The organism is Lysobacter brunescens (genome assembly GCF_042677005.1).
In the GTDB taxonomy this organism is placed as follows: domain Bacteria; phylum Pseudomonadota; class Gammaproteobacteria; order Xanthomonadales; family Xanthomonadaceae; genus Lysobacter_I; species Lysobacter_I brunescens.
In genome coordinates, this window is sequence record NZ_JBHTIF010000002.1 from 25,225 (window position 1) to 38,772 (window position 13,548).

The window sequence follows — 13,548 nt, forward strand, 5'->3', positions numbered from 1 at the left end:
GACGCCGGCTCAGGCCTGGCGCGGCGCGTGTTCGCGGACCTGGGATTCGATGGCCTGCGACTCCATGGCCTGCGCCTGCACGGGGTTCTGGTGCGCGATGGCCATGTCGACCTGGTGGCTGCTCGCCTCGATCGACAACGCTCGGGCCTGTTGCAGGTCCACGCTGACATGCACCGCGTTCGGTGCCTCGGGCACCGGATGGTTGATCGCGAACAGACGCTCGCCGTTCTGAGCGACTCCGAACGAGAGCTGCGACGGATCCCCGACGTGCTGCGCGAAGGCCGGCTCTGCGGCGATCCGCGCGGTCAGCGCGGCGGCGACATTCGCCTGCTCGGCGGGTCCGATCGCGGCCTGCGCGGGCGCCAGTTCGGTCACGGCCTTGAGCGCGGCCCCGTAGAGCGGGGCGTGCGGATGCGCGGGGTCGTCCAGTCGCACGGTGTCGCGCGTGGTCGCAGCAGGTGCCTTGCGGTCGATCGCCGTGTCCACCGGAGCCTCGCCGTCGCGTTCGACGCGCGTCCCGCCGCCGCCACCCGAGCCCGATGCGCCTGTGTCTTCGTTCTTTTCGACCGGACCGCGCGCATTGCCGCCACCGCTGGCCTTGCCCGTATCGGCCTCGCCGTCAGTCCTGACCCGCACGTCATCGCTACCCGGGTGGCCTCGCTCGGCGCGCGGCGTACCGTGTCCATGCCGATGCCCGCGCTCGCCGTCCGCCTGCGGACGCCGGCGGCCACGGCCGCGTCGCCCGCCCATCGCCAGGCTGTCGTCTTCGTCGATCCCGTCGTCGTGGTGCTTGCGCGCGGCGACGATCCGGCGCTGTTCGGCGATCGGCAGCTTGCGCTCGTGGGGCAGCAGCATCGTGCCGCCGTCGCCGCCGTTGTCGAATCCCAGGCCGTCGCTGGAGCCATCTCCGCCCGGCGTGTCGAGCATGTCCATGGCCATGGAATCGCCGCGTTCGCGGTCGTCGTGGGTGCTCGCCGCGCCGTGCGGCACGGAAGCATCGGCGCGGTCCTTGGGGGTCTCGCTGCGCATGGCATGTGTCCTGGTTGTGGTGGACGATCGGCGTTCGTCGGTATCGCCTGGTGGGCCGAGAATGTTAAAAATTCGCTAATGCCGGGCAACCGTTTTCATGCTAGCACGCGAGCGCGAGGTGCTGCGATGGGGGCTGCGGGTGTCGCCCGGGTGGCCCGACCGGCGGCGCAGCGGGGCGAACGGCGTCGAAATCGACGGTTTCGTGCAGGAGAGGCGCGCGGAAGTTCTAGAATAGTCGGCCCGGATGCAGGACAGGACGCAAACCGAGCGTGGCCGTCGAAATCGAACGCAAATTCCTGGTGGTCAACGACCGCTGGCGCGCCCAGGCCCACCGCGTGGTGCCGATGGCGCAGGGCTACCTGAACGACCAGGCGTCGATGGACAGCGGCGCCCAGCGCGCCTCGGTCCGCGTGCGACTGGAGGGCGACGAAGCCCGGTTGAACCTGAAATCCCGCGAGCTGGGGCATACCCGCCAGGAATTCGACTACGTCATCCCGGTCGAGGACGCACGCGCGCTGCTCGCACTGTGCGTCGGCGGGTTGATCGACAAGCGCCGCCACCTGGTCGAACACGGCGACCACCTGTGGGAAGTCGACGAATTCCTCGGCGACAACGCCGGCCTGGTGGTCGCCGAGATCGAGCTGTCCTCGGCGGACGAGGCGTTCGAGCGCCCCGACTGGCTCGGGGCCGAAGTCACCGACGCCTCGCGTTACTACAATCTCGCGCTGGCTTCGCGTCCGTATTCGCGCTGGAGCGATGCCGAGCGCGCGGGCTCCGAGGCGGCGCCGCCGGTGGTGCGCGCCGGATGATCGGCGGCACACGGAGGTGTCGTGGCCGGAACGGGGGCGGGCCCGTGACGGTGGACGCGCAAGCCGGCGCCGGCCGGTCCCGCTGCAGTGGCCCCTTCCGCGGACGGAGCGGGGTCGACCTTCACCCAAGAGAATCCTCCCCATGCTCGTAATCGGCGTCGCCGGTACCGAACTCACCGCGCAGGAGCGCGACTGGCTGCAGCACGACGCCTGCGCCGGCGTGATCCTGTTCAAGCGCAATTTCGTCTCGAAGACCCAGGTCGCGGAGCTGTCCGCCGCCATCCGCGAGGCCGCCGCGCGTCCGCAGCTGCTGTGCGTCGACCAGGAAGGTGGTCGCGTGCAGCGTTTCCAGGAAGGCTACAGCGCGCTCCCGCCACTGGAGGCTTTCGGTCGCCTGTACGCCCGCGACGCTGCGCGCGCGCTGGCGCTGGCCGAGGAGCATGCCTGGCTGATGGCCAGCGAAGTGCGCGCGACCGGCGTCGACCTGAGCTTCGCGCCGGTAGTCGATCTGGGTCGCGGCAATCTCGCGATCGGCAACCGTGCGTTCTCGACCGAGCCGGAGATCGTCTCCGAATTCACCCGCGCCTACGTGCGCGGCATGCACGCCGCCGGCATGGCCGCGACGATCAAGCATTTCCCCGGCCATGGCACCGTGCGCGAAGACACGCACTTCGACGTGGCGGTGGACCATCGCACGCTCGACGAGCTGCGCGCGACCGACCTCGTGCCGTTCGCCGCCGGCATCGCCGCGAACGCCGAGGCGGTGATGCTGGCGCATGTGACCTATCCGCAGGTCGCGCCGGAACCCGCCGGCTATTCGCCGTTCTGGATCGAGACGATCCTGCGCCAGGAGATGGGCTTCCGCGGCGTGGTCTTCTCCGACGACATCGGCATGGCCGCCGCGTTCTCCGCCGGCGGCATCAAGCAGCGCATCGACGCGCACCTGGATGCCGGCTGCGACGTGGTCCTGGTCTGCCATCCGGAGCTGGTCGAGGAATCGCTCGACGCGGTGAAGGGGCGGGCACTGCAGCAGGACATCTGCGCGAGCCTGATGGGGCGCGGTGAGCAGGCCTGGGGGCCGCTGCTGGCCGATGCGCGCTACGCGCGCGCGCAAGCCGACCTCGCTGCCGACGTGGAGCCGCTGGCGTGACCGCGCCCACCCTGGCGCAGGTGCTGCCAACCGCCGACGTGATCCACGATCGCGAGACCCTCGACGCGGCGATCGCGCGCATGGCTGACGTCATTGCGCCTGACTACGCGAACGACGCGCAGGCGCCGCTGTTCGTCACCATCATGCACGGCGGCATGCCGTTCGCGGCGCAGCTCGCGTTCGCACTCGGCGAACGCGGCCTCGATCTCGAATTCGACTATCTGCATGCCACGCGCTATCGCGGCAACACCTCCGGATCCGGACTCGCATGGCTGCATCGCCCGGCCACGCCGATGCGCGGTCGGCGCGTGCTGCTCGCCGACGACATCCTCGACGAAGGCCACACGCTGCTCGCTGTGAAGCGCTGGTGCGAGGACCAGGGCGCCGCCGACGTGCGCGTCGCGGTACTCGCGGTGAAGCTGCACGATCGCCGCGTCGACGGCATCGAGGCCGATTACGTCGGCGTCGAAGTGCCGGATCGCTACGTGTTCGGATATGGCATGGATTACCGCGAGCAGGGCCGCAACCTGCCTGCGATCTACGCACTGAAGGATTGAGCATGTCGATCGAATCCGCCCCGCACGAACAGGACATCGCATTGGCGATCATCGGCGGCACGGGCCTGTACAAGCTCGCCGATCTGCAGGACGTGGTGACGCATCAACCTGTCACGTCTTACGGGGTGCCTTCCGGACCCGTGCGTATCGGTACATTCGCGAACAGGCGTGTTGCATTTCTTGCACGGCATGGCGAAGGCCATTCGGTGCCGCCGCACAAGGTCAATTACCGCGCGAACCTCGCCGCGCTGAAGGCGATCGGCGCCACCCGCGTGCTCGCGCTCAACACGGTCGGCGGCATCACCGAAAGCTTCGGTCCGCGCGTGCTCGCCTGCCCGGACCAGCTCATCGACTACACCTGGGGACGCATCTCGACGCTCTGCGAAGAGCCCGGCACCGAGGTGCTGCACGTCGACTTCGGTGATCCGTATACGCCCTGTTTTCGCGGGGAAATCCTCGCTGCGGCGGCGCGCGCGAACGTCGCCGTCGTCGATGGTGGCTGCTATGGCGCGACCCAGGGGCCCCGTCTGGAAACCAGGGCGGAAATCGCCCGGATGCGCCGCGACGGCTGCGATCTGGTCGGCATGACCGGCATGCCCGAAGCGGGGCTGGCCCGCGAACTCGGACTGGATTACGCGTGCCTCGCGATCGTCGCGAACTGGGCGGCCGGCGCCGGACCGGATCCCGACGAGCAGATCACGCTGCAGGATGTGCTGGCGAACGTGGAGGCGGCGAGCGCCGGCCTCGGGCCGCTGTTGTCGTCGCTGCTCGCCGCAGGCTGATCCATACGCCTGCGTTGGCGTGGATTCATATGCCCGCAGGTGATGGCGCCGTTGGTCGCAGTTCGACGCCGCTCTACTTGCGCCGCGCGGACGCTCAGGCATACACGCCCCCGTGCGCACGCAGGAGTTGCGAGAACGCACGCCACCGCATCCAATTCGAGGTCATCAGGAAGAAATATGCCGTACGGAACAGTGAAGTGGTTCAACGACGCCAAGGGATTTGGCTTTATTGCCCCCGAAGATGGCAGTGCCGATGTGTTCGTGCACTTTTCTGCGATCAACGCCAAGGGCTTCCGCAGCCTGCAGGAAGGTCAGCGCGTCAGCTACGACGTGACGACCGGTCCGAAGGGCGCGCAGGCCGCTGGCGTGACTCCCGTCGCCTGACGCCAGGCGATGCGCAAGACCCAGGCCCCGCTTCGGCGGGGCCTTTTCGTTGTGCGGCATGTGCGTTGAGCGGCATGCTCCTTGAACGGCATGCTCCTGGCGTGGCTCGATCATTGAGCGGATTGATCGCTTCCGTGCAACGCGATGTGCAGCATCTGCATCATCCGTCTTATGCTCGCGCATACGCCCCTGCGGAGCGCGCCATGACTGCGATGTCCAGACGGTCTTTCCTTCATCGTGTGGCAGCCGTCTTGCTGTCGTGGCACACGCGCATCCCGCTGCTGCTGATGGCCTGCGTGGTGACGATGCCGGCATGGGCCGCATGGCCGCCGCCGCTGGCGCCTGCTTCGCAGCGCGCCGACGAAATCCATGTGGTCAAGCACCAGCGACGCATGGACCTGCTGCGCGACGGCAAGGTCATCCGCAGCTACAGCATCCGCCTCGGCGACCAGCCGCGCGGCCACAAGCGCCAGCAGGGCGACGAGCGCACGCCGGAAGGCCGCTACACGATCACCTACCGCAATCCGAACAGCGCGTTCCACCTGTCGCTGCGCATCTCGTATCCCAACGCCGCCGATCGCGCGCAGGCGCGTGCGCGCGGCGTCGATCCCGGCGGCGACATCGTGATCCATGGCGGCACGCCGCCCGGCTACTGGCGCGACTGGACCGACGGCTGCATCGCGCTGATGGACAAGCAGATGGAAGAAGTCTGGTCGCTCGTGCCGACCGGCACGCCCATCGTGATCGATCCCTGAGCGAAGGCCGGGAAGCGCAGACCCCACGAGTCGGTCAACCGTCTTTTCGTGATGCATGTCCGCCGGCGTTACAGAGCGTTACCCAACCCTGACACAGACGCGACAGACATTTCCCTGGCCCGATCGCAATCTATCCCTGCGGTCGATGACCGCACCGGTGCAGACACCGGTCATCACACCAGTCATCACACCGGTCCACGGACCGATCCTACCCACGCCATTCCACAGGGGGAATGCCATGAACATCCGCAAGATCGCTTTCGCTTCTCTGTTCGTTTCCATCGCCGTCGCCGGCCAGGCCATGGCCGCGGACGGCGCCGACGTGCGGGTCACCGCCGCGGTCATCAACAACTGCAAGATCATCGAAACCCAGGACATCAACTTCGGCAGCCTCGATCCGGCCAATGCGACCGACGTCGATGCGCAGGGCGCGGTCGTGCTGAAGTGCACGAAGGGCGTCGATTACGCGCTCAGCGCCGACATGGGTCGCAACGAGGACGGCGGCAAGCGCCGCATGAAGGCCGACGGCAGCAACGACTTCCTGGCCTATGCGCTGGGTCAGGACAGCTTCGCCGGTACCGGCCAGGGCTTCAGCAATCCGATCACGGTGGCCCTGGCGGCGAGCATCGCCGGCAACGACTACCGCGACCTGCCTGCGGACGCCTATGCCGACACCCTGCGTTTCACGGTGACCCCGTAATCGGGACGATGGAGGCGGGCGACGCGTCCGACGACGCCCGTCCGCCTTGTCGTGCTGGTCGACATCCCAGGAGCACATGCATGAACCGGAATCGTTGGAAGCTCGTCTGCCAGTTCGCCGCCTTGGCCTGCATGCTGGCGTCGCCGGCGGCATTCGCAGGCAATTACGGCGTGAGCCCGCTCGATTTCCAGCTGACCCAGCAACGCCGCAGCGGCGTGCTCACGATCACGAACGAAGACAAGGCGCCGATCGCGCTGCGCGTGCGGGCGATGCGCTGGACCCAGGATGCGCAGGGCGTCGATGTCTACGAAGAGACCAATGACCTGGTGTTCTTCCCCAAGCGCGTCGACCTGCAGCCGGGCGACAAGAAGATCGTGCGGCTGGGCGTCAATGCGGTGGGGCAGGACGCTGAACGCGCGTATCGCTTGTTCGTCGATGAATTGCCGCCGCCGGAAGACCCGACGCGCGACCGGGGCTCACGCCTCTCGGTGCTGGTCAGCATCGGCGTGCCGGTGTTCCTCACGCCGGACGGGGCGGAGGCGAAGCTCGTGGTCGAACAGGCGCGCTTCGGCGACGGTCTGGATGTCACCGTCGGCAACCCGGGGACATCGCGCGTGCGACTTTCCCGGGTGATGTCCGGCGAAGGCGTCGAACTCGCACAGAACATTCCCGGACGCTACGTCTTTCCCGGCGTGCGCAAGCAGTTGCGCATTCCGGCTGCGGCCCCGGCCTGTGCCGGCGGTCGTGTTCCGCTCAAGCTCGATGCCGGCGCGACGATGACCGGTTTCGATGCCGCATGCGCACGCTGACCGCGATGCGCAGGGACCGCGAATGGGCGTCGTGTCCACTGTCGCATGGCTGGCCCTGTGCCTCGGGCCGTGTGCCTGGCCAGCCAGCGATGCGCTGGCGCTGAACCCGGCGCCCTCCGGAGAGGCGAGCGCGGCCTCCACGGCCGTGCAGGATGCGGAGGTGTCGCGCGGAGAACCCGTGATGCTGGAGCTCATGGTCAATGGTGTGCGGCGCGGCGAGATCGTGGTCCTCATCGATGTCGAGGGGACGCCCGATCCGGCGGGGCCGCTCTGGCTGGCCGCCGCCGATTTCCGCGCGCTCGGCATCGATCCCGGTCCTCTGGTCGAAGCCCGGCGCGACGACGCGGCCTATGTCCGCCTGCAGCCCTCCTCAACGGTCGGCATTGCGCTGGACACCGATGCGCTGCGCGTGTCGCTGACCTTCGATCCATCGCTGCTCGGTCGGCGCGTGATCGATCTGTCCACCGGCGGAGATCTCGCGCCGGCCACGTCGCTGCCGGCGCACGCCTGGCTCGATTACGACCTCGGCCTGCGTGCCGACCGCGATCGCCAGGTCGTCTCGGCGGACCTCGCCTTCAACCTCGCCATGGCCGGCTGGGCCGTGCGCAGCGAGCACACGGCGACCGTCGACGAGAACGGCCTGTCCGCGCAGCGCTGGCGGACCTTCGCCGAGCGCGACTGGCCGCAGGCGATGGTCCGTCTGAGCGTGGGCGATCTCACGCCGTCCCGTCTCGCGTCCGGTCGCCTGGGCGCGTCCTCCGGCATCCGCGTCGCAAGACGTTTCGACCTGCGCCCGGGCTTCTCGGCGCCGCCCACCTTCGCCTGGAGCGGCATGGCCGACTCGCCGTCCACCGCCGAGATCTACCTTGACGGTGCGCTGCTGCGCAGCGTGCGCATTCCCCCGGGCGCCTACGACCTGCGCGAACTGTCCTATTTTTCAGGCCTGCACGAGGTGCGCGTGGTGGTGTCCGATGCCTTCGGCGCGCGCCGGGAGATCGTGCTGCCGCACTATTTCAGCGACCAGCCGCTGCGTCGCGGGCTGCATGAATTCGAGTACACCCTGGGCCTGCCGCGCGACCCTTCCGTCGACCGGGCGGGAGCGGTCGATCCGCTGTTCACCGGAATGCATCGTTACGGTATGACCGACGCGATCACCGCCGGTGCGGGCGTCGAAGCGACGCGCGGCTATCGCGCATGGTCGGCCGACCTCGCATTCGTGCTCGGCCGCGCCGGGACGCTGCACGCGCAGCACGCGCGCAGCGCGACCGTGCATGCGGACGGGCGCGAGGACGACGGCGCGATGTCGTCCTTCGACTACGCCTTCAATGCCGGCGGCTTCGGCGTGTCGCTGTCGCACTGGCGACGGACTCCCGGTTTCGGCCGGCTGCCCGATGACGCGCCGCGCCTCATCGATGGGCTGCCGGTCCAGCGCACCGGGCTGGGGGTGTCGATGGCCCTGCCGGGGCGCCAGTCGGTGTCGCTCACGGCGGCGCGCGAGTCGCGCGCCGATGGCAGCCCGACGACGCAGTACGGCCTGCGCTACAGCGCGCGCGTGGGGAATCGGATCGCGCTCGGGGCGCGGGTCTCGCGGCGCATGCAGGGCGGACGCGGCGAGAACGAGGTGCAGTTGCGGTTCCAGTTCGACCTGGGCCGGGGCTGGAGCGGTGGCATCGAGACGGCCCGCGCACCGGAGGGCGACCGGCTCGGCCTCGCGGTGGAGCGGGGCATGCCCGCCGAGGGCGGCTGGGGCGTGCGCGGGCTGGTCGAGCGCGAACGCGACACGCAGCGCATCGAAGTGATGGCGCGCCGCGATGTCCAGGCAGGGGAGCTGTCCATGCAATTGCGCCAGCGCCAGGGGCGCGCCGGCAGCGGGGCCTCGCTCGGCGTGCAGTTCGGCGGCGCGCTGTCGCTGGTGTCGGGTGATCTGCGTGCGACACGCCCCATCCGCGAGGGCTTCGCGCTGATCGATACCGCCGGCCTGGCGGACGTGCGGGTGTATCGCAACAACATGCTCGCGGGCCGCACCGGCGCGGACGGGCGCCTGCTGCTGCCGGGGCTGGCGCCGTACATCCGCAACCAGGTGCGCCTGGACGATCGCGACATCCCGATCGAGGTGCAGCTGGATGCCGTGTCGATGGATGTGACCGCGCGTGCGCGGATCGGTGTGGATGCGCGTTTCCGTGCCACGCGCATCGTCAGTGCGGGTGGCCGGCTGCGACTGGCTGCGGCCGATGGCGCGCTGGTCGCATCGGCGGTGCTGCGCACTGTGATCGAGGGTCGCGAGGTCACGACGAGCACCGGTCCCGACGGCGATTTCTATCTCGATGGGCTCGCGCCGGGTGACTTCGTGCTGGAGGCGCGCAACGCCAGCGTGACCTGCCGCGCACGGCTGCAGGTGGTGGCCGATGCCCCGGCCTTCACCGACCTGGGGGTGCTGGCCTGTGCGCCCTGAATTGCATCCTGATCTGCGCGCGCCGCTGCTGGCGATCGTCCTCTGTCTGACCAGCGGGTCGGCTCATGCCGCCTGTGCGGTGTGGGCGGATGCGCTGGTGCTGGGCAGCTACGACCCGTCCAGTCCCGTGGTCATGGTCCAGGGCTACGAGATCGAGGTGCGCTGCGACGGCGGCGACCTGCAGTTCGAACTGTCGCTCGGGCAGAGTGCGACCTCCGGGACGGTGGACGCCCGGGCGATGCGGCATGCGTTCCATCCCGACCTGCTGCGCTACAACCTCTACCAGGACGCCTCCGCGACCCGACTGTGGACCGATCGCGGTGCGGGGCTGGTGTCCGGCGCGACCTCGCGCGGGCGGGCGAGGGTGCCGGTGTTCGCGCGCATCGAACCGCTGCAGGATGCCTGGGTAGGCGATTACCACGACGAAGTCGTGCTGACGGTGCTGCCATGAGCCGGCTTGCCGCCCTCGCCCTCGTCGCCTGCGTGCTCGGGCTGGCGGCGCCGCGTGCGCAGGCCGGGGACGTGGCGACGGTGCGGGTCAGCGCGACGGTCCTCGGTGTATGCAAGATCGTTTCGGTCGACGACATCCGCTTCGGGGACCTCGATCCCTCGCGACCGGTCGATGTCGAGGCCCAGGGCGCGGTGCGCCTGCAGTGCACGCGTGGCGTGGACTACCGGCTCAGCGTCGATTCTGGACAGGGCTTCGACGCGGCCGCCGGGCGTCGGCGCATGCGCGCCGGCGAGGCTTTCCTGCCCTACACGCTGGCGGCCGAGGCCTTCTCCGGCATCGGCACCGGGTTCCGCGTCCCGATCGAGCTGCCGCTGGCCGCTACCCTGCGCGGCGACGACTATCGCGACCTGCCGGCCGACACCTACACTGACACGATCCGCGTGCTGCTGGAGCCTTGAGCCCCGCGATACCGCAGCCGACCGCGTCCGGTCCGCGTCGCGCGCCGGCTCGCGCTCAATTCCAGTCGGTCCGGCTGAACAGGTAGCCGCGCGCGCGCACCGTCTTGATGCGGGTCGGCTGTTCCGCGTCGTCGCCGAGCCTGCGCCGCAGCCGCGAGATCCGCATGTCGATCGAACGGTCCAGACCGTCGTGATCGATGCCGTGCAGTGCGCGCTTGATCGCGTCGCGGCTGAGAATCGCCCCGGCGTGTTCGGCCAGCAGCCAGAGCAGGTCGAATTCCGCCGTGCTGAAGGACAGCTCTTCGTCCCCCAGGCGCACGCTGCGTGTTGCCCGGTTGATCGAGAACAGGCCGTAGCGCAGTTCGTCGCGCTCGCCGGCCGACGGTGTCTGCGGGCGACGCATGCTGGCGCGCAGATGCGCGAGGATCACCCGCGGCTCGACGGGCTTGATCAGGTAGTTGTCCGCGCCCAGTTCGAGGCCGAGGACCTGGTCCAGGTTTTCCGAGCGCGCGGTGAGCATCAGGATCGGACCGAGATAGCCCGGGCGCACTTCGCGGCACACCTCGAAGCCGTCCTTGCCCGGCAGCATCGTGTCCAGGATCACGGCGTCCGGCTGTGTGCCGAGGATCAGCGCGGGCGCTTCGTCGCCCCGGCCGACCCGCTGGACCTCCAGTCCATGCTCGCGCAGGTACACCTCCAGCAGCATGCCCTGCAGGTCGTCGTCCTCGACCAGCACGATCCGCCGTCGCGCCTCGCCATCGCGCCCGTCCATGTTCATCGTCCCCCCCTCCTGTGTTCTTCGAGCCACTGTTCCAGTGCGTGTGCGGTTTCCCTGAGCGCGGTGCACAGCGCGGCGATCGGCTCGCGCGATGCGGCGGCGTGCCTGCGCGACACCGTGCCCATGCAGCGGTCGGCGAGCATGGCATGCCCCGGCGCGGCATAGAGCGGCCAGCTGCCCTTGAGCCGATGCACCAGCTCGATCAGCGCGGGCCAGTCCCGCTGTTTGAGGTGCCTGGGCAGGTCGTCCGCCGCGCTGCGGAATTCCTGCGCCGCCTTGCGCGCGATGATCGCGAACAGGCGAGGATTGCCGTCGAGGCTGTCGAGCAGCCGCGAGAATCGACCGCCGCCGACGACGTGGGCCTCGGGCAGACGGATCCTGCGCACCCGCGCCATGCCCAGTACGCGATCCATCTCCGCAAGCAGGGCCTCGCCACTGAACGGCTTGGCCACGTAGCCTTCCATGCCCATCATCAGGAAGCGGTCGCGATCGCCGACCAGTGCGTGCGCGGTCAGCGCGATAGCCGGGACGAGCGCGCAGCCAGGCAGGGCACGGATCGCGGCCATCGCCTCAAGGCCGTTCATGCCAGGCAGCCGCAGGTCCATCAGGACCAGTGCGGGCCGGTCATTGGCCGCGATCTCGACCGCTTCTGGCCCGGTCGCGGCTTCGGTGACGCGATAGCCGTTGCGCGCGACCAGCCGGCCGGCGACCAGCCGGTTGGTGTCGTTGTCGTCGACCACCAGCACGTGCAGCTGCGCGTGCTCGCCGACGCTGTGTTCGATCGCGGTCGAGTCTTCGCTGGTGTGCTGGTCCTGGTCGAACTCCAGGTGCAGGCTGAAGCGGCTGCCGACGCCCTGCGTGCTTTCCAGTTCGATCCGGCCGTTCATCGCTTCCGCCAGGCGGCGCGCGATCGCCAGGCCCAGGCCGCTGCCGATGCGGTGCTGCGGCGCCTCGACGTGCGCCTGGGTGAAGGCTTCGAAGATCCGCTCGTGTTCGTCTGCAGGGATGCCGATGCCGCTGTCCTCCACGTCCATCACGAAGGCGACGCGCCCGTTGTCGGCTGCACTGGTCTTCACCGTCACCCGCACGTGGCCGCGATCGGTGAAGCGGATCGCGTTGCCGACCAGGTTGTAGGCGATCTGGCGCAGGAAGCCGGGATCGCCGATCAGCCGGCCCAGCGCATGGGCGCGATGGATCACGCGGAAATCCAGTCCCTTGTCGCGCGCGCGCGCCGCGAGCATCTTCAGGGTTTCGGTCAGTGCGGTCTGCGGGCTGAAGCTGCGCATCACCGGCTGGATGCCGACGGAATCGATCTTGGAGTAGTCCAGGATGCTGTTGACCGTTTCCAGCAGGCCGTAGGCGCTGTCGCGCATCATCCGCAGGTAGTGGTCGCGGTCCTCGTCGTTGCCGGCCTCGGCGGTCAGATCGCTCAGGCCGATGATCCCGTTCAGCGGCGTGCGGATGTCGTGGCTGAGGCGTGACAGGAATTCGCTCTTCGCGCGCAGGTCGGCCTCGGCCCGCGCACTGCTGCGCTTCTGTTCGGTGGCGTCGCGCACGCACACGACGATGCTGCCGTCCTCGCTCCCCTCGACGCGCGTGGCCGCGAGTTCGACCGGAAACACGCTGCCGTCCGCGCGCAGGGCTTCCATGTCGATCCGCAGCACCGGCGAGCGCGGCAACCCCGCGCGAAGCCTGCGCTCCAGTTCCAGGCGCTGTGGGCCGGGCAGCAGCAGGTCGACGAGCGATGTCCCCCTGGTCTCGCCGCCGCCAACGCCGAACATCCGCTCGGCGGCCGTATTGCCGCGCATGATGGCGCCGTCCCGGTCCACGACCAGGAACGCATCCATGGCGGTGTCCAGCAGGGCGCCGACCATGCCGTTCGCCCTCGTTTCCGCAGCGTCCGCCGCCGATGCGCGCGCCAGCGCCTCCTGGTGCTCGATGGCGGTCAGTGCCTGTCGGGACAACAGCCGCAGCGCCGCCAGGCGGCCTTCGTCGCGCCTGCGTGGCTCGGGCGAAGCGACGCACAGCGCCCCCTGTGTCCGGCCGTCACGCCCCTGCAGGCGCACCGCAGCCAGATGGCGCAGATGCGGGAGGAGGGGCGGTGCGTTGCCGGTGGCCCGGGCATCCTCGATCCAGATCGCCGGCCGATGGCCGAGCGCCTCCAGACAGCGTGCGGCCATGGCGCCATACTCTCCGGTGGCGAGACCGTATGCCGACACGCGTGCCTGCCTGCCGGGAGCGTCCTGGCGCAGCATCAGCGCGATGGGCGTCGAGCAGATCGTGGCTGCCAGTCGCAGCATCTGCGCCGTGCCACTGCCACGCTCGCGCTGTGCGCCATCGGCTGCGGAAGTGGAGGGATCTCGTGGCCGGCTGGACATGTCGCCTGTGCGCGTTGCGGTTCAGGGTGATCGCCACGGCAACTCTACTCCTCCGC

14 protein-coding genes are annotated in these 13,548 nt (G+C 69.3%); 11 read left to right on the plus strand and 3 right to left on the minus strand.

Annotated elements, in window-relative coordinates:
- Window positions 1-9: 9 nt before the first annotated feature.
- Window positions 10-1,029 (minus strand): XVIPCD domain-containing protein, encoded by a 1,020-nt coding sequence (locus ACFQ0E_RS12195; RefSeq protein WP_386824187.1) that lies wholly within the window; start codon window positions 1,027-1,029, stop codon window positions 10-12.
- A gap of 269 nt (window positions 1,030-1,298) precedes the next feature.
- Here ACFQ0E_RS12195 and ACFQ0E_RS12200 point away from each other — a divergent pair, with 269 nt between their 5' ends.
- From ACFQ0E_RS12200 to ACFQ0E_RS12250, 11 genes are all read left to right on the plus strand, one after another.
- The gene (locus tag ACFQ0E_RS12200; protein WP_386824188.1) at window positions 1,299-1,838 is read left to right on the plus strand and encodes a CYTH domain-containing protein; all 540 of its coding nucleotides are present in this window, start codon (window positions 1,299-1,301) and stop codon (window positions 1,836-1,838) included.
- A gap of 142 nt (window positions 1,839-1,980) precedes the next feature.
- On the plus strand, window positions 1,981-2,988 hold the full coding sequence (nagZ, locus tag ACFQ0E_RS12205; RefSeq protein ID WP_386824190.1) for a beta-N-acetylhexosaminidase: 1,008 nt from the start codon (window positions 1,981-1,983) through the stop codon (window positions 2,986-2,988).
- A complete protein-coding gene (locus ACFQ0E_RS12210) occupies window positions 2,985-3,545 on the plus strand; it encodes a hypoxanthine-guanine phosphoribosyltransferase (RefSeq protein ID WP_386824192.1) in 561 nt (186 codons plus the stop codon). Before nagZ ends, ACFQ0E_RS12210 begins: the two co-directional genes overlap by 4 nt.
- 2 nt (window positions 3,546-3,547) lie before the next feature.
- Entirely contained in the window at window positions 3,548-4,327 is a 780-nt protein-coding gene (locus ACFQ0E_RS12215; RefSeq protein ID WP_386824194.1) for an S-methyl-5'-thioinosine phosphorylase, read from the plus strand.
- 177 nt (window positions 4,328-4,504) lie between these two features.
- The gene (locus ACFQ0E_RS12220; protein WP_137851102.1) at window positions 4,505-4,711 is read left to right on the plus strand and encodes a cold-shock protein; all 207 of its coding nucleotides are present in this window, start codon (window positions 4,505-4,507) and stop codon (window positions 4,709-4,711) included.
- A 251-nt stretch (window positions 4,712-4,962) separates the two neighbouring features.
- Window positions 4,963-5,466: a L,D-transpeptidase family protein gene (locus tag ACFQ0E_RS12225; protein ID WP_386824197.1), complete on the plus strand. Its 504-nt coding sequence runs from the start codon at window positions 4,963-4,965 to the stop codon at window positions 5,464-5,466.
- Between the two features lie 238 nt (window positions 5,467-5,704).
- On the plus strand, window positions 5,705-6,166 hold the full coding sequence (locus tag ACFQ0E_RS12230) for a Csu type fimbrial protein (RefSeq protein ID WP_386824198.1): 462 nt from the start codon (window positions 5,705-5,707) through the stop codon (window positions 6,164-6,166).
- 80 nt (window positions 6,167-6,246) lie between these two features.
- On the plus strand, window positions 6,247-6,975 hold the full coding sequence (locus ACFQ0E_RS12235; RefSeq protein ID WP_386824200.1) for a fimbrial biogenesis chaperone: 729 nt from the start codon (window positions 6,247-6,249) through the stop codon (window positions 6,973-6,975).
- 31 nt (window positions 6,976-7,006) lie between these two features.
- Window positions 7,007-9,427, plus strand: a complete 2,421-nt coding sequence (locus tag ACFQ0E_RS12240; RefSeq protein ID WP_386824201.1) for a fimbria/pilus outer membrane usher protein — start codon at window positions 7,007-7,009, stop codon at window positions 9,425-9,427.
- Window position 9,428: 1 nt separating this feature from the next.
- On the plus strand, window positions 9,429-9,878 hold the full coding sequence (locus tag ACFQ0E_RS12245) for a Csu type fimbrial protein (RefSeq protein ID WP_386824203.1): 450 nt from the start codon (window positions 9,429-9,431) through the stop codon (window positions 9,876-9,878).
- Window positions 9,875-10,336: a spore coat protein U domain-containing protein gene (locus tag ACFQ0E_RS12250; protein ID WP_386824205.1), complete on the plus strand. Its 462-nt coding sequence runs from the start codon at window positions 9,875-9,877 to the stop codon at window positions 10,334-10,336. The genes ACFQ0E_RS12245 and ACFQ0E_RS12250 overlap by 4 nt, the downstream gene beginning before the upstream one ends.
- Before the next feature lie 55 nt (window positions 10,337-10,391).
- Here ACFQ0E_RS12250 and ACFQ0E_RS12255 read toward each other — a convergent pair whose 3' ends face one another.
- The gene (locus ACFQ0E_RS12255) at window positions 10,392-11,114 is read right to left on the minus strand and encodes a winged helix-turn-helix domain-containing protein (RefSeq protein ID WP_386824207.1); all 723 of its coding nucleotides are present in this window, start codon (window positions 11,112-11,114) and stop codon (window positions 10,392-10,394) included.
- Entirely contained in the window at window positions 11,111-13,414 is a 2,304-nt protein-coding gene (locus ACFQ0E_RS12260) for an ATP-binding protein (protein WP_386824209.1), read from the minus strand. Before ACFQ0E_RS12260 ends, ACFQ0E_RS12255 begins: the two co-directional genes overlap by 4 nt.
- Window positions 13,415-13,548: the final 134 nt, after the last annotated feature.